This window comes from Bradyrhizobium sp. (assembly GCF_027451485.1).
GTDB lineage: Bacteria > Pseudomonadota > Alphaproteobacteria > Rhizobiales > Xanthobacteraceae > Bradyrhizobium.
The window spans coordinates 1-15,104 of sequence record NZ_DAIDJE010000041.1 but is presented as its reverse complement, the minus strand read 5'-3'; the positions used below and the strand labels follow the sequence as shown (position 1 = coordinate 15,104).

General features: G+C 62.6%; 15 protein-coding genes and 1 tRNA gene. 5 read left to right on the top strand and 11 right to left on the bottom strand.

The genetic code is table 11. From position 1 onward, the window contains the following. Positions 1–15: 15 nt before the first annotated feature. Complete coding sequence (locus NEZ08_RS05660) at positions 16–1,221, bottom strand: DNA recombination protein RmuC (protein WP_298104970.1); 1,206 nt, start codon at positions 1,219–1,221, stop codon at positions 16–18. A 170-nt stretch (positions 1,222–1,391) separates the two neighbouring features. Between NEZ08_RS05660 and def the strand changes: the two genes are divergently transcribed. The 3 genes from def (at position 1,392) to truA (ending at position 3,716) form a co-directional block, all read left to right on the top strand. Then, entirely contained in the window at positions 1,392–1,919 is a 528-nt protein-coding gene (gene def / locus NEZ08_RS05655; RefSeq protein ID WP_298104967.1) for a peptide deformylase, read from the top strand. Between the two features lie 3 nt (positions 1,920–1,922). Continuing rightward, positions 1,923–2,858, top strand: coding sequence for a methionyl-tRNA formyltransferase (gene fmt, locus NEZ08_RS05650; protein ID WP_298104964.1), 936 nt, complete (start codon positions 1,923–1,925; stop codon positions 2,856–2,858). A gap of 120 nt (positions 2,859–2,978) precedes the next feature. Continuing rightward, positions 2,979–3,716, top strand: coding sequence for a tRNA pseudouridine(38-40) synthase TruA (truA, locus tag NEZ08_RS05645; RefSeq protein ID WP_298105027.1), 738 nt, complete (start codon positions 2,979–2,981; stop codon positions 3,714–3,716). On the opposite strand, the gene dapE is transcribed toward truA, so the two are convergent. The 10 genes from dapE to rpmH all read right to left on the bottom strand — a co-directional run bounded on the left by dapE (position 3,717) and on the right by rpmH (position 12,794). Next, on the bottom strand, positions 3,717–4,871 hold the full coding sequence (dapE, locus tag NEZ08_RS05640; RefSeq protein ID WP_298104961.1) for a succinyl-diaminopimelate desuccinylase: 1,155 nt from the start codon (positions 4,869–4,871) through the stop codon (positions 3,717–3,719). A 197-nt stretch (positions 4,872–5,068) separates the two neighbouring features. After that, complete coding sequence (dapD, locus tag NEZ08_RS05635) at positions 5,069–5,914, bottom strand: 2,3,4,5-tetrahydropyridine-2,6-dicarboxylate N-succinyltransferase (RefSeq protein ID WP_298104958.1); 846 nt, start codon at positions 5,912–5,914, stop codon at positions 5,069–5,071. A gap of 76 nt (positions 5,915–5,990) precedes the next feature. Further along, complete coding sequence (locus tag NEZ08_RS05630; RefSeq protein ID WP_298104956.1) at positions 5,991–6,683, bottom strand: pyrimidine 5'-nucleotidase; 693 nt, start codon at positions 6,681–6,683, stop codon at positions 5,991–5,993. A gap of 153 nt (positions 6,684–6,836) precedes the next feature. Next, the gene (locus NEZ08_RS05625; protein ID WP_298105021.1) at positions 6,837–7,823 is read right to left on the bottom strand and encodes a DUF1036 domain-containing protein; all 987 of its coding nucleotides are present in this window, start codon (positions 7,821–7,823) and stop codon (positions 6,837–6,839) included. Between the two features lie 152 nt (positions 7,824–7,975). Beyond that, positions 7,976–8,872 carry an acetylglutamate kinase gene (gene argB / locus NEZ08_RS05620; RefSeq protein ID WP_298104953.1) on the bottom strand — a complete coding sequence of 299 codons (897 nt, stop codon included), beginning with the start codon at positions 8,870–8,872 and terminating at the stop codon, positions 7,976–7,978. A 307-nt stretch (positions 8,873–9,179) separates the two neighbouring features. Next, complete coding sequence (locus tag NEZ08_RS05615) at positions 9,180–9,557, bottom strand: DUF423 domain-containing protein (RefSeq protein ID WP_298104951.1); 378 nt, start codon at positions 9,555–9,557, stop codon at positions 9,180–9,182. Beyond that, entirely contained in the window at positions 9,554–10,207 is a 654-nt protein-coding gene (gene yihA, locus NEZ08_RS05610) for a ribosome biogenesis GTP-binding protein YihA/YsxC (RefSeq protein WP_298104948.1), read from the bottom strand. Before yihA ends, NEZ08_RS05615 begins: the two co-directional genes overlap by 4 nt. Before the next feature lie 169 nt (positions 10,208–10,376). Continuing rightward, complete coding sequence (gene yidC, locus NEZ08_RS05605) at positions 10,377–12,248, bottom strand: membrane protein insertase YidC (RefSeq protein WP_298104945.1); 1,872 nt, start codon at positions 12,246–12,248, stop codon at positions 10,377–10,379. Positions 12,249–12,270: 22 nt separating this feature from the next. Then, positions 12,271–12,621 (bottom strand): ribonuclease P protein component, encoded by a 351-nt coding sequence (rnpA, locus tag NEZ08_RS05600; RefSeq protein ID WP_298104943.1) that lies wholly within the window; start codon positions 12,619–12,621, stop codon positions 12,271–12,273. Positions 12,622–12,659: 38 nt separating this feature from the next. Continuing rightward, positions 12,660–12,794 carry a 50S ribosomal protein L34 gene (rpmH, locus tag NEZ08_RS05595; protein WP_008542748.1) on the bottom strand — a complete coding sequence of 45 codons (135 nt, stop codon included), beginning with the start codon at positions 12,792–12,794 and terminating at the stop codon, positions 12,660–12,662. A 468-nt stretch (positions 12,795–13,262) separates the two neighbouring features. Between rpmH and NEZ08_RS05590 the strand changes: the two genes are divergently transcribed. Further along, a complete protein-coding gene (locus NEZ08_RS05590) occupies positions 13,263–14,735 on the top strand; it encodes a sensor histidine kinase (RefSeq protein WP_298104718.1) in 1,473 nt (490 codons plus the stop codon). Positions 14,736–14,881: 146 nt separating this feature from the next. Beyond that, a tRNA-Arg gene (locus NEZ08_RS05585) sits at positions 14,882–14,958 on the top strand. Positions 14,959–15,104 lie beyond the last annotated feature (146 nt).

The window sequence follows — 15,104 nt, the reverse complement described above, 5'->3', positions numbered from 1 at the left end:
CGGCTGACGGCAGGCCTACTCGCCCGCCTGCAGCTTGCGCGGGATCGGGAACAGTTCGGGCGTTGCCGCCTTGGCGAGGCGCGGCGGCTCGGAAGGCGCCTCCTTGCTGAAATCGAGTTCCTCGATACGGCCGGCGCGCTTTTCGATCTTGTCGGCGGAAATCAGGATTTGCCGGACGTCCTCGTTGACGTCGGCGAAATGCTTTTGCAGCTTGAGGACGCGCTCGCGCAGCCGCCCCAGATCGTCACCGAGGTTGAGCACTTCGGTGCGGATCTGATCGGCGGCGTCCCGCATCCGCGCGTCTTTCAGAATTTGCTGCATCACCTGGATCGCAAGCATCAACAGCGAGGGCGATACCAGCACGACGCGGGCGCGATAGGCTTTCTGGATCACATCGTCGAAGCGGTCGTGGATTTCGGCATAGACCGATTCCGACGGAACGAACATCAGCGCCGTATCCTGGGTCTCGCCGGTGATCAGATACTTTTCGGCGATGTCGCTGACGTGCTTCATCACGTCATTGCGCAGGCGTTGCGTTGCGATCTTCTTTTCCTCGTCCGTGCGTGCGTCATGCAGCGCCGTGATCGCCTCCAATGGGAATTTGGCATCGATGCAAAGCGGCCGCTGGTCGGGCAGGAATACCACGCAGTCCGGTCGCTTGCCGGTCGAAAGCGTGTGCTGGAATTCGTAGGCGCCTTTCGGCATGCCGTCCTGGACGATCGCTTCCATGCGCGCCTGGCCGAACGCGCCGCGCGATTGCTTGTTGGCGAGCACGTCGCGCAGCGTGGTGACCTGTGACGTCAGGTCGGTGAGGTTCTTGTGCGCGTTATCGATGATGCCGAGCCGTTCGTGCAGCACGCGCAACGAATCCATGGTGTGGCGCGTGGTCTGTTCCATCGATTGGCCGACCCGATGGGTCACCGAATCGAGCCGCTCGGTCACGGCGCGCGCCATTTCAGCCTGCCGCCCGGCCAAGGCCTGCCCCATCGCATCGACGCGGCCTGAGGCCTCGCTCTGCGCCCGCAACATTTCGCCGAGGCGCCCTTCCAGTTCGTCGGCGCGCTGGGCTTGCGTCTGCGCCAGTTCCAGCCCGCGGCGACTGGACCGGACGACCACGATGGCGATGAGGAAAAGCAGCAAGAGGGCAGCGGCGCCGAGCCCCATCAGCGCCTCGCCGGTGCGGATCGGCGCTAGGCCGATCGTGAAAAGAACCTCGTTCATGCCGCCGTTGTAGCCGATTCGGCCTTGAATACGAACGAAGAGGGAACATTTATGGTAAATGTTCTGTAAATTTTTATGGTTAACGCTTTCGCAACAATCATGGTTAAGAGCGGGTAAAGGCGCGGCTGCTCGCATTGACCCCATCAGATCAACCGCTTAAATCGCCCGCCATGGCACTCCGAGAAATCATCATCCTTCCCGACAAGCAGCTGCGGCTGGTTTCCAAACCGATCGAGAAGGTCACGCCCGAGATCCGCAAACTGGCCGACGACATGTTCGAGACCATGTACGACGCGCCGGGTATCGGACTTGCCGCGATCCAGGTCGCGCAGCCGTTGCGGCTGATCACCATGGATCTCGCCCGCAAGAACGAGGAGGGTGAGGTCAACCCGCAACCGCGGGCGTTCATCAATCCCGAGATCATCTTCTCGTCGGAGGAGATGTCCGTCTACGAGGAAGGCTGCCTCTCGATCCCCGAATATTACGAGGAGGTGGAGCGGCCGGCAAAAGTGCGGCTGCGCTTTACCGATCTTGACGGCAAGGTGCACGAGGAAGATGCAGAAGGGCTCTATTCCACCTGCATCCAGCACGAGATCGACCATCTCAATGGGGTGCTGTTCGTCGACTACTTGTCGAAACTCAAGCGCGACCGCGTTCTGAAGAAGTTTACCAAGGCCGCCAAGCGCGCCGAGGAGTAGGCGATGCCCCTGCGCCTGATCTTCATGGGCACGCCGATGTTTGCGGTGCCGACGCTGCGCGCGCTCCGCGATGCCGGCCATGAAATCGTGGCCGTCTATACGCGCACGGCAAAGCCCGGCGGACGCCGCGGCCTGGAATTGCAGCCAACGCCCATTGAACTGGCCGCGCGCGGACTTGGCCTCCCTGTCTTGACGCCGTCAACGTTGAAAACGCCGGAGGCCCTCGATGAATTCCGCGCATATCATGCGGATGCGGCGGTCGTTGTTGCCTATGGGATGATACTGCCAAAGCCCATTTTGGAATCCACCAGATTGGGTTGCTTCAACCTTCATGCTTCTCTGTTGCCACGGTGGCGCGGCGCGGCTCCGATCAATCGTGCCATCATGGCGGGCGACGCCGAGACCGGCGTGATGGTGATGAAGATGGATGCCGGCCTCGACACCGGCGACGTCGCGATGGCCGAACGGCTGGCGATTACGGATGCAATGACGGCTTCCGACCTGCATGACGCGCTGGCGCCGCTGGGCGGTGAACTGATGGCGCGTGCGATGAGCGCGCTTGAGCGCGGCGCGCTGCAGTTGACCCCGCAAGGCAACGAGGGCGTCACCTACGCCGCCAAGATCGACAAGGCGGAGGCGCATATCGAATGGAACAGGGACGCCCGCGAGGTGCTGCGCCACATTCACGGACTCTCACCGTTTCCCGGCGCCTGGTGCGAGATGCTGCTCGAGGGCACACCGCAACGGGTCAAGATTCTGCGCTGTGAGTCGTCTCCCGGCTCGGGCCAGCCCGGGAGTGTGCTTGACGATCGTCTGACGATTGCCTGCACCCAAGGCGCGGTGCGGATTCTCGAATTGCAGCGCGCCGGCAAGCAGCCGATGAAGGCGGAAGAATTCTTGCGCGGCACGCCCCTGAAGCCGCCGGCGCGGCTTAGCTAGACATGGCGACACACCCAAGCTGTCATGCGCGGGGTTGACCCGCGCATCCATCTTGGAAAAAAATTTTCTTCATGGTGATGGGTGGCCGGGTCGAGGCCGCCCATGACAACCGGGATAGACATGCCCCGCTACAAGTTGACGATCGAATATGACGGCGCGCCCTATAGCGGCTGGCAGATTCAGGAGAACGGGCCGTCCGTGCAGGGCGCGCTGGAGGCCGCCGTCAAGTCGATCTGCGGCGAACAGGTGCGCGTCCATGGAGCAGGCCGCACCGATGCCGGCGTGCATGCGCTGGGGCAAGTGGCACATTGCGACATTGCCAAACATTTCGTGCCAGGCCGCTTTCGCGACGGGCTCAACGCCCACCTGAGACCGCATCCCATCGGCGTGCTGTCGGCGGATATCGTGCCCGATGATTTTGAGGCGCGGTTTTCCGCCAGGAAGCGCCACTATCGCTACCGGATCAGGAACACCCGCGCCAACCTTGCGCTCGAGATCGGCCGCGCCTGGCGATTGCCGCGGCCGCTTGATGCTGACGCGATGCAGGCGGCCGCGCAGCGGCTGGTCGGCAAGCATGATTTCACGACCTTTCGCGACACCGAATGCCAGGCGAAATCGCCGGTGCGGACGCTGGATCAACTCGACGTCGTCAGGCGCGGCGATGAAGTCGATATCCTGACCTCGGCGCGCTCGTTCCTGCACAGCCAGGTGCGCTCCATGGTAGGTTCGCTGGTGTGGGTTGGCGAGGGACGCTGGAGCGCCGATGACCTTGCCGCTGCGCTCGATGCCCGCAACCGCACCGCCTGCGGCCCCGTTGCTCCGCCGGAAGGGCTTTATCTGGTGCGGGTGGATTACTAATTAGGCGAAATACCGGTCCAGAATCCCGCGGTAGATTTTCGTCAGCTTCTCCAGGTCGGACACCGGCGTTCGCTCGTCGACCTGATGCATGGTCTGGCCGACCAGGCCGAACTCGATCACCGGGCAATACTGCGAAATGAAGCGCGCATCCGACGTTCCGCCGGAGGTCGACAATTCCGGTTTGCGGCCGGTGACGCCCTCGATCGCCGCAACGGCAAGATCGGTGAATGCGCCGGGCTTGGTCACGAACACGTTTGCGTTCGACGGCTCCCAGACGATGCGCGCCTTGATGCGATTGCCGGTGGCCTTCGCAAGCCGCGTCTCGACCAGCTCGCGCAGCGATGCTTGTGTATGCAGATCGTTGTAGCGGATGTTGAACCTGGCCCGCGCCTGACCGGGGATCACGTTGCTGGCGGGATTGCCGACGTCGACCGACGTGAATTCGAGGTTCGACGGCTGAAACTGCGCGCTGCCGTGATCGAGCGGCTCGTCGCTCAAAGCCAAGATCAGGCGTGAGATATCCGGCACCGGGTTGGAGGCGCGATGCGGATAGGCGACATGCCCCTGGATGCCCTCGACATGCAACGTGCCGGATTGTGAACCGCGGCGGCCGATTTTGATGCAATCGCCGAGCGTCTCGACATTGGACGGTTCGCCCAGCACGCAATGATCGAATTTTTCGCCCCGCGCGGCAGCCCACTGCAACAGCTTGACCGTGCCATTGACGGCGACGTCTTCTTCATCGCCGGTAATCAGAAACGAGATCGAGCCTTTGGGTTTGCCGCCGTGGTCGGCGAGGTATTGCAACGCGGCCGCGACGCTGCAGGCGATGCCGCCCTTCATGTCGACAGTGCCGCGGCCATAGAGCAAGCCGTCTTTCACCTCGCCGGCGAAGGCGCCCACCGTCCAGGCCGCTTCGTCGCCCGGTGGTACCACGTCGGTATGGCCTGCAAAGCTGATGTGCGGCCCTTCGCGGCCGATCCGCGCATAGAGATTGTCGATATCGGCCGTGCCGGCTTCGCTGAAGGTGACACGGTGGGTCTCGAAACCGGCGGCTTCCAGAAGATTTTCCAGCACGCCGAGCGCGCCAGCATCGGCCGGCGTTATCGAGCGGCAGCGGACGAGATCGCGGGCGATCGAGAGGGCATCAGTCATGCCCCCGCTTAACATGCAAGCCCGGCGGCGAGCTAGTGGTCCGATTCTAACCTTTGTATCCCTTTTCAGCTGGGCACTTTTACAAACGTGAGAATCAAAGGGCCACTAGCAAATATCGGCTTCTGGTGGAGCTTTGGATTTGACATTCGCTCGTCGATCGAGCGGCCCAGCCGGTCGCGAATGTCAAATCCGTTCCACTAGTCCCGCAGCAATTCGTTAATGCTGGTCTTGGCGCGGGTGCGCTCATCGACCCGCTTGACGATAACGGCGCAGGCGGTTGCCGGGCCCGGCTGGCCGTTCTTGAGTGGTTTGGCCGGCAGGGTGCCCGGCACCACGACGGCATATTCCGGTACCTCGCCGACAAATGTCTCGCCGGTCTCGCGGTCGACGATCTTGGTCGAGGCGCCAAGGAAGACTCCCATCGCCAGCACGGCGCCCTTGCGCACGATCACGCCTTCGGCGACCTCCGAGCGCGCGCCGATGAAGCAATCGTCCTCGACGATCACGGGCTCGGCCTGCAACGGCTCCAGTACGCCGCCGATGCCAACGCCGCCGGAGATATGCACGCGCTTGCCGATCTGGGCGCAGGAGCCGACCGTCGACCAGGTGTCGATCATGGTCGCCTCATCGACATAGGCGCCAAGATTGACGAAGGAGGGCATCAGGACCACGTTGCGTGCGATGAACGCCGAACGGCGCACGATCGCGCCGGGCACGGCGCGGAAGCCGGCGTCGCGAAAACGGTTCTCTCCCCAGCCCTCGAATTTCGACGGCACCTTGTCCCACCAGGACGCCTTCCCGGGTCCGCCGGCAATGGCGGCCATGTCGTTCAGCCGGAACGACAGCAGCACGGCCTTCTTCAGCCATTGATGCACTTTCCACTTCCCGCTCGCCTCGCGCTCGGCAACGCGCACCTCGCCCCTGTCGAGCAGGTCGAGCGCGTGATCGACGGCTTCCCGCACCTCGCCCTTGGTCGAGGCGGAGATGCCTTCGCGGGCGTCGAACGCGGCGTTGATCGTGGTTTCAAGAGCGGCAGCGGTCATCGTGTTTCCTTCAAATCGTCGCGCTGGGAAGCGGCTTTTTCGGAATTTGGGGCAGGAGAGTCAAGGCAGCCGCAGCTTAGTCCTTGACCAATCCCTGCAAGAATCCGGTCAGATCGTCAGTGACGTGATCGACGTGGGGATCGTCGCGCCCTTCGAGCTCCCAGTCCTCGCGTACGACCTCCCTGCTGCCGTCGGGTACGACCAACACGGTGGTCATGCCGAGCTGGTGCGGGATGACGAGATTGCGCGCCAGGTCCTCGAACATCGCCGCCTTGGTCGGATCGACGTCGTGGTCCCGGAGAAATTTGTGATAGGTCCGGGCTGCGGGCTTTGGTTCCAGCTCTGCGGCAATAATGTCGAACACCGCTTCAAAATGTTCGCCGATGCCAAGCCGCTGCAAGACCGCCGCGGCATGCTCGGTCGAACCGTTGGTCAGGATCAGCCTGCGTCCGGGCAACCTGGCGATCGCAGCGCCTATCGCAGGATTCGGCTCAAGCGGCGAGTGATCGATCTGGTGGACGTAGGCAAGATAATCGTCGGCGTGCACGCCATGCTCCGTCATCATCCCGCGCATGCTGGTGCCATAGCGGCGGTAGTAGTCCTTCTGAATGAAGCGCGCCTCTTCCGGCGAAATCTTCAGATAGGCAGCGATGAATTCGCCGATCCGCTGGTCTACCTGCTGCCACAGGTTGACGTGATGCGGGTAGAGGGTGTTGTCGAGGTCGAACACCCAGGTTTCGATATGGGTAAAGGGGCGGGAGGCGCTCATGATGATGTCGTCCCCGCAAATGCGGGGACCCATACGCCGCGGCCGTCCTGATGTGGGCAGCGGCAGGTTAGGTTTGGCTGGGGCGATATCGCTGACAACAACTCGATCCTGTGGTTACGGGTCCCGGCTTCGCGAGAACGACGATAAAAGTCATCATGGCATCGCAAAGCGCAACGTCTTGCCGCCGCTTGAGAGATCGACGGCGGAAAATCCCGTGATCGCGAGACCGCGGTTGCCGCATTCGCCCTGCTCGCTGATTTCGAATTTGCTGTCGCGGGTACAGAGCTCGGTGTCGCCGCCCCAGTTGAGAGGCTTGTCCTTGAAGCGGATGGTGCGGTTTTCGGTGTCGACGGCTTCAGCGAAGCTGAAAACCCGCTTGGGTTGGCCGGTCACATCGGGATGCAGGCACTTGCCGGGCTCGATCCGATACCAACCGCGGCTCATCACGGTCTTGCCGTCGTCGATGCCGACGGCGGCCATCACCTTGTGCGGCGTGTCATTGCACCAGGTCAGGCCGGTGGAGGAGGGAGCCTGCACCGCCTCGATCATTGTCGTGAAAAAATTCGCTGACTGTACGATATCCGTCGACAGTCCGCGGCTCTTCAGGAATGCGGCGAGTGCGGCTTGTGTCTTCGGGCCGTCGACGCCATCGATCGGCGATGCGTCAAAACCTGCAATCATCAGCAGCCGCTGAATGGCGGCAAGCCGCGCCTGATCGTCATCGTACTCACTGTCCTCGGCAAGATAGGCCACCAGATTGCCGTCATCGGCACGGGTCGGGTTGATCTGGGTGAAGGGCGCCGGCGTCTGCCCCGACCGGCACTGGCGGGCGGCGGCGATGACGAAATTGTTGGGAGCGACACAAAGCGTGTCGCTGCCGTTCTGCGGCAGCGGCGAGGCGCCGTAAACCGGAAGTGCGCGGGCGTTGAGCAGGATGCGGTCGGCGGTCGGCGTTCCCTGCATGACCACGCGGCACATCGCGGGGTCGATGCGAAACCAGCCGCGGGTTGCGGTTGCGGATTTCTCGTCGATGCCAATCGCCGCCTCGACCACATAACTCATGCGATTGCACAGTTTCAGGTCGGCCGAAGCAGGCATGGTGCTGGCGAGCAGGGCGGCGGCCGCAGAAAGAAAAGCCAACTTTACAGTGAATGATGAAGGACGCCGATGCCTGCCCTCGTCATGCACCGGTTTGTCCCGGGCATCCACGTCGTTGGTAAAGCGCCAAGAGAAGACGTGGATAGCCGGAATAAATTTGGCCATAACGGCTTTTTGTGTCGCCGCCCTTGTCATCACTTGTGGATCAGCGTGCCCGTGCCCTGGTTGGTGAAAAGTTCGAGCAGCACTGCGTGCGGCTGCTTGCCGTCGATTATGACGACGCCCTGCACGCCCTGCTCCAGCGCATAGATGCAGGTCTCGACCTTTGGAATCATGCCGCCCGAGATCGTGCCGTCGGCGATCAGCTTGCGCGCATCCTGGATCGATAGGTCGGGAATCAGCTTTTTCGATTTGTCGAGGACGCCGGGCACGTCGGTGAGCAGCAACAGCCGCTTCGCTTTCAGCGCGCCGGCCACCGCGCCCGCAAAGGTATCGGCGTTGACGTTGAAGGTCTGGCCGGCACTCGACGTGGCAAGCGGCGCCAGCACTGGTATCAGCTCATAGCCGATGAGCTGGTTCAACAGCGTGAGATCGACCTTTTCCGGTTCGCCGACAAAGCCGAGATCGACGACCTTTTCGATGTGCGAATCCGGATCGACCATGGTGCGCGTCGCCTTCGACGCGGTCACCATGTTGCCATCCTTGCCGCAGAGGCCGACGGCCTTGCCGCCGGCCTCGTTGATGTAGCCGACAAGCTGCTTGTTGATCGAGCCCGCCAGCACCATCTCGACGATTTCAATGGTCGCGGCGTCGGTGATGCGCAGGCCCGCGGCGAATTCCGATTGTATTCCGAGTCGCTTGAGCATGGTCGCGATCTGCGGTCCGCCGCCATGCACGACGACGGGATTAATGGCGGTCTGTTCGAGCAACACGATGTCGCGGGCGAAGGCCTTGGCGACGTCCTCGGCGCCCATGGCATGGCCGCCATATTTGATGACGATGGTTTCGTCATCGTATTCCTGCATATGCGGCAAGGCTTCCGACAGGATGCGGGCCTGATCGAGCGGGGTGATGGAGGACGCGTCGGTCATGAAGCGGGTCTCGTCTGGATGGCGCTAGCGGTCCGATTCAAGCATTTGCATCCCGGTGAGGCAGGAACTTTTGCAAATGTTGGAATCAGGGGACCACGACTGAATATAGACTTCGAGTGGGGCTCTGGATTTGACATTCGCATCGCAAATCCGCGGCTAACCGGGAAGCGAACGTCAAATCCACTCCGCTCGCCCTTCTATCCGATTGAGGTGCACGGCGCAAAGCGGCTCTGCGTGGAATACTTTCGGGCTCCGGACGGAGCATGGCGCGCTGGCGTTGCGCCATGTCCGGGACACGAAATCTCCGTCACGTCCGGCGCGGCCACGCCGCGGCAATGGCCAGCGCCAGCCAGCTCACGATCAGCAGCGTGCCACCGGTCGGCGCGGCAAAGGGAAACAGGCTGTGTCCGGCAAAGTGGTGCAGCGTCAGGTCGCCGGCGAACAGCCCGGAAGCGATCACAAAGCCGAAGGCGGCGGCAAGTCCGCCTTTGGCATTTACGATGCCTCGCTCGGTCAGCGCAGTCGCCGCCAGCACGGCGGCTGCGTGAAACAGCAGCATCGAGGAAGCCGGCATCAGCCGCGCCGCGTCGCTCTGGTGGGCGGCAACCGCTGCCAGAATCACGCCGTCGGCGCCCATGATACCCGCGAGGATGACAAGGATGCGGAATGCGCGGAAATCTTTCATCCTTGTCTTTCTCCCAGCAGCCGCGCGATGGCTGCCCGCAGTTCGGCGATTCCCGCTGACGTTTGCGAGGACGTGGCAAGCACATTCGGGAATGCGGCTGGATGGGTTGAAAGGGCAGCCTTGATGTCGCCGATCCGGCTTTCCAGCTCGACGGGCTTGACCTGGTCGGCCTTGGTCAGAACCACCTGATAACTGACCGCCGATCGATCGAGCGTCTTGAACACGTCGAGATCGACCTCCTTGAGGCCGTGCCGGGCGTCGACCAGGACATAAACCCGCGCCAGATTGCTGCGGCCTTGAAGATATTTGTGAATAAGCGCCGTCCAGGCGGTGACCTTCGTCTTCGGTGCCGAGGCATAGCCGTAGCCGGGCATATCGACGAGCCGCAGACCGGTATGTTCGGGGCCATCGAAAAAGATCAGTTCCTGGGTGCGGCCCGGAGTGCTCGAGGTGCGCGCCAGCGCATTGCGGCCGGTGAGTGCGTTGATCAGGCTCGATTTGCCGACATTGGAGCGGCCGGCGAAGGCGATTTCCACGCCTGCCATCGGCGGCAGCGTCTCGATCGTGGGCGCTGCCCAGATGAATCTGAACTCGCCGGCGAATAATTTGCGGCCCTGCTCGATCAGGTCAGCATCGGGCTCGGCGCTCATGCGGCGTTTTCCATCCTGGTCATTGCCGGACGTGATCCGGCCATCCACCTCTTGCCTCCACGGCTCCCAAGACGCGGATGCCCCGGCATTGGCGAGCGGGAGCGACGCCGTCCGTCGAACGGCTATGCCCGGCCATGACGAACTGAACGGCCTTCCCGAGCTCGCGAGATCACGTCTTCGACGCGGCCTTCTTGGAGCCGAAAGTCGCCTTCAGATTGTCGAACAGCTCCACCTTGACGCCGTTGCGGCGCATGATGAGGCTTTGTTGCAAGACAGAGAGCGTGTTGTTCCAGGCCCAGTAGATCACGAGGCCCGCCGGGAAGCCCGCCAGCATGAACGTGAAGATCAGCGGCATCCAGCCGAAGATCATCTGCTGGGTCGGATCGGGCGGCGTCGGGTTCAGCTTGAACTGGAACCACATCGTGAAGCCCATGATGATCGGCCATATCCCGAGCGCGAGATAGTGCCCGAACACGGGTATCTGCGTCGGATCGTAATGCAGGAGGCCGAACAGGGTGAAGATGTTGGTCGGATCGGGTGCCGACAGATCCTTGATCCAGCCGTAGAACGGCGCGTGCCGCATTTCGATGGTGACGAACAGCACCTTGTAGAGCGAGAAGAAAACCGGGATCTGCAAGGCGACGGGAAGGCAACCGGCGATCGGGTTGATCTTCTCCTTCTTGTAGATCTCCATCATCTCCTGCTGCTGCTTCACCTTGTCGTCGGGATAGCGCTCCTTCAGCGCTGCCAGCTGCGGCTGCACCGACTTCATCTTGGCCATCGAGGCGTAGGACTTGTTGGCGAGCGGGAAGAAGGCGAGCTTGACCAGAACGGTCACCAGGAGGATCGAGATGCCGAAATTGCCGAACAGGTGGAAGAAGAAGTCCAGCGCCAGGAACATCGGCTTGGTGATGAAATAGAACATGCCCCAATCGATCAGCAGATCGAAATGGTTGAGCTGGAGTTCCCGGTTGTAGCCGCCGAAGCCGCCGATCGGAAAATTGAGTCCGACGACGCTGGCTTCCTTGGCCCCGGCGAACAGACGCGTGTTGACGCTGCCGGTGCCGCCGATGGCAATCGTCTGCGGGTCCTCAAGATAGTCGGTCTGGTAGGTTCGGACCCCATTGACCACGTTGGAGGAATAGCGCGCCTGCAGATGCGCGCGGGTGTCCGGCAATAGAGCGGACGCCCAATATTTGTCGGTGATACCGAGCCAGCCGTCGGTCGCCTTGAAGCTGACCGCCTTGGCCTCGTCGATCTTCTTGTAGGTGTATTCCTGCAGGCCATGTTCGCCGAGATAGCCGATCAGGCCTTCGTGCAGGATGTAATAACCGGAAACCTTCGGCGCACCGTGGCGCGAGATCAGCGCGAACGGATAGAGCGTGACCGGCGCGCTGCCGACGTTGCTCACGTCATCCTTGATGGTGAAGAGGTAGCGGTCGTCGATCGAGATCGTGCGGCGGAACGTGAGGCCGTCACCGTTGTCATATTTCAGCGTGACCGGATGGGCCGGCGTCAGGCTGCCGGTGCCTTCCTGCTGCCATACCGTGTTCTGGTCGGGCATCTTGGCCGAAGATCCGCTTCCCGCGACCCAGCCGAATTCGGCATAGTAAGGCTCTGCCGAGCCTGAAGGCGAATACAGCACGATCGGTGGCGACTTCGGGTCGACCGTCTCATGGAATTGCACCAGCGAAAGGTCGTCGATGCGCGCGCCCTTCAACGAGATGCTGCCGGAGAGACGCGGGCTGTCGATCTGAACGCGGGGCGTGGCGGCAATCGCCGCTTCGCGGCTGACGGGCGCCGCCGAAGTGGGTTGAGCCGAAGCTGGCGCATTGGCCGAGGGCGCACTCGCCGACGGCGCGGGCGTGCCGGCCTGCGGAGCGGTTGAAGTGCCGGCCTCCGGCTTCGTCATCTGGCTTTGCTGCGCTTGCTGAGCGGCGCGCTGCTTTTCCATCTGCGGAATGTTGAAGAAGTATTGCCAGCCAAGCAGCACGAGCCCGGAGAGAATGACGGCGAGGATGGTGTTGCGATTGTCGGTCATCGGTCAGGTCTCGTCATTCTTGTCAGTTGCCGCGCACGGCTTTGCGACGTGGCGGGTCAAGGCGATGCAGCGCCTGGCGCAGCTCCCCGAACATGTCAGCGAAATCGGAAGTCAGGGCGGCCGGTCGGCCGATTAGCACATAGTCACTGTGCTGTTGCAGCGAAACGGCAGGCAGCCGTCTCACCAATTCGCGAAGCCGGCGCCGGATCCGATTCCGCTCGGTCGCGGTTCCGTTCTTTTTGGTGACCGTGAATCCAAAGCGGATCGGGCCGTCGTCATCGCGGCGGCGGCACTGCACGACGAAGGCGGCAGTGCCCGCCCGTGCGCCATTGGCAACGGCGAGGAAGTCCGCCCGCTGCCTTAGCCGCTCCATGATTAGGATCTCTGTTGAGACGAGCCCGGCTTGGGCGCTCAGGCGCTCAGGCGCTTGCGGCCGCGGGCACGGCGCGCGGCGAGGACCTTGCGGCCTCCGGCCGTGGCCAGGCGTGCGCGGAAGCCATGGCGGCGCTTGCGCACCAGTTTGCTGGGTTGATAAGTCCGCTTCACCGGTTGTTCTCCGCTGACAACTTGCCTGCTAGGCCGACAATTTGCCTGATTAATGAGGTATGTCCGCCGATGCGGGCAGGCCCGGGAAAGCGGGCCGTTTCCGGCCCAAACGAGCCGCCCGGCTGAGGCCGGATCATCGCGCACAATTGGCGCGGCTTATAAGGGAGGCACCCCTTTTCGTCAATGTGGCGGAGCAGCCGAAGCGGGGTTCTTTGAAGCGATCCGTCTGCGGCGAATAATTCAACGGCTGCGGGGTGTTACATCCAAAGAAACTGCGGCCCGCGCTGGACCGCCAAGGGGGCGCAGGATGGGACCGCACCTGATGATGGTGTCCACACTTCAAGCCATGGCGGGGCCGATGCGGTGGGGGCCGCGACAGTTCCCCGGGGAGCGACCGTTATTAAACCTTGATTTGACGGACCCACGTGCAGGGTCCAAATAGAAAAAGTCGAGATACCGAAGGTAGTTATGGCGCCAGCGAACGACGATCATTCAGATCCGGTCAAGGCCCCGGAGCAGGCCAGGCAGCCACGCAGGCTCGGCCTCTCGGGCAAGCTGCTGCTGCTGACCATTCCGCTGGTGATGATCGCGGAAGTTTTGATCTATGTGCCTTCAATGGCCAACTTCTGGACCAACCGCCTTAACGCCCGCCTGGCGTCGGCCAATACGGCCGCGCTGGTTCTCGATGCCGCGCCCTCGGGAATGGTCCCGGATACGCTGGCGCGGCAAATCCTCGACAGCATCGGCGCGCGGGCAGTCGCCATCAAGCTCGGACAGCAACGACGGCTACTCGCCAGTACCGGCCTGACGCGGGCAATCGACCATGACGTCGACATGCGGACGTTGACGCCCTGGACCTCGATCGTCACCTCGTTTGAAATGATGTTCGAGACCGGCAACCAGGCGATCCGCATCATCGGACCGCCGCCCGGCGGCGGACAGTTCCTCGAAGTGGTGGTCGACGAACAGCCGCTGCGCAAGTCGATGTACCGGTTTTCCCGCAATCTGCTGCTGGTCTCGCTCGCGATTGCGATACTGACCGCGGCGCTGGTCTATCTGGCTCTGCATTTCCTGTTCGTGCGGCCGATGCGGCGCCTGACCGAGAGCCTCGTCGGCTTCCACGAGAATCCGGAAAGCGCGGCCCGGATCATCGTGCCATCGAATCGCAGCGACGAGATCGGCGTGGCGGAGCGCGAACTGTCGGACATGCAGCGCGACCTCGTCTCGATGCTGCATCAGAAGAGCCGCCTTGCCGCGCTCGGCCTTGCGGTGTCGAAGATCAATCACGATTTGCGCAACCTGCTGGCGTCCTCGCAATTGCTCTCGGACCAGCTGGCGAGCGTGCCCGATCCTCGCGTCCAGCGCTTTGCGCCGAAGCTGATGCGCTCGCTCGAGCGCGCGATCGCGTTCTGCCAGTCGACCCTGTCCTATGGACGCGCGCAGGAGGCTGCGCCTGACCGGCGCATGATTCTGATCGAGCCGGTGGTGGCCGAGGTGCGGGAATCCGCAGGGCTGGCGGCGGAGACTTCGATCACCTGGATCAGTGCGATCGAACGCGGCCTGATGGCCGATGCCGATCCAGACCAGCTGTTCCGCGTGCTGCTCAACCTGGTGCGAAATGCCGAGCAGGCGCTCGAGGGGCAGCCGGCGACGCAGATCCGCATCACCGGCCGGCGGGAAGGCGCGGTGGCCATCATCGAGGTTTCGGACACCGGTCCCGGCATCCCGCCCGCGACCCGCGAAAACCTGTTCAAGGCGTTCCAGACCTCGGGCCGGCCCGGCGGCAGCGGACTCGGGCTGGCGATCGCCGCCGAACTCGTGGGCGCCCATGGCGGGGAAATTCACCTCGTCGAGGGAACCATCGGCGCGACGTTCCGGATTACCATCCCCGACCGTCCGGTCGAGCTTCTGAGCGTCCGCAACGAGCGCGCCCGGGCGTAAAGGTTCGTTGACCACGTGTTTCGGTTCGGCCAAGACCTTGCCAATCCGGTTCGGAGCAGGTAGCAAGTGCGCTCCTTCGCGACCTGCAAACCGGTTTTGCAGCGGCCATTGGCGGACCTCGCGGGGTCCGATGATTTTGCGAAAACGCGCCCGTAGCTCAGCTGGATAGAGCATCAGACTACGAATCTGAGGGTCGGACGTTCGAATCGTTCCGGGCGCGCCACCGTCTCAAGAAGCCCTTGTTTTCTGGGAATAATCCGACAATTCAATAGCTTCGTCCTGCCGCACTGGTATCAAGCGGTGGGATCAATGGTACGCGTTGGAATGGGACTGATCAAAAACGAACACGGCGTCTATCACGTGCGCCGC

Bases quoted from the DNA above. Each gene is read 5' to 3' on its own strand.
- NEZ08_RS05660 (WP_298104970.1), bottom strand. From the start codon at position 1,221: ATGAACGAGGTTCTTTTCACGATCGGCCTAGCGCCGATCCGCACCGGC.
- def (WP_298104967.1), top strand. From the start codon at position 1,392: ATGGCACTCCGAGAAATCATCATCCTTCCCGACAAGCAGCTGCGGCTG.
- fmt (WP_298104964.1), top strand. From the start codon at position 1,923: ATGCCCCTGCGCCTGATCTTCATGGGCACGCCGATGTTTGCGGTGCCG.
- truA (WP_298105027.1), top strand. From the start codon at position 2,979: ATGCCCCGCTACAAGTTGACGATCGAATATGACGGCGCGCCCTATAGC.
- dapE (WP_298104961.1), bottom strand. From the start codon at position 4,871: ATGACTGATGCCCTCTCGATCGCCCGCGATCTCGTCCGCTGCCGCTCG.
- dapD (WP_298104958.1), bottom strand. From the start codon at position 5,914: ATGACCGCTGCCGCTCTTGAAACCACGATCAACGCCGCGTTCGACGCC.
- NEZ08_RS05630 (WP_298104956.1), bottom strand. From the start codon at position 6,683: ATGAGCGCCTCCCGCCCCTTTACCCATATCGAAACCTGGGTGTTCGAC.
- argB (WP_298104953.1), bottom strand. From the start codon at position 8,872: ATGACCGACGCGTCCTCCATCACCCCGCTCGATCAGGCCCGCATCCTG.
- NEZ08_RS05615 (WP_298104951.1), bottom strand. From the start codon at position 9,557: ATGAAAGATTTCCGCGCATTCCGCATCCTTGTCATCCTCGCGGGTATC.
- yihA (WP_298104948.1), bottom strand. From the start codon at position 10,207: ATGAGCGCCGAGCCCGATGCTGACCTGATCGAGCAGGGCCGCAAATTA.
- yidC (WP_298104945.1), bottom strand. From the start codon at position 12,248: ATGACCGACAATCGCAACACCATCCTCGCCGTCATTCTCTCCGGGCTC.
- rnpA (WP_298104943.1), bottom strand. From the start codon at position 12,621: ATGGAGCGGCTAAGGCAGCGGGCGGACTTCCTCGCCGTTGCCAATGGC.
- NEZ08_RS05590 (WP_298104718.1), top strand. From the start codon at position 13,263: ATGGCGCCAGCGAACGACGATCATTCAGATCCGGTCAAGGCCCCGGAG.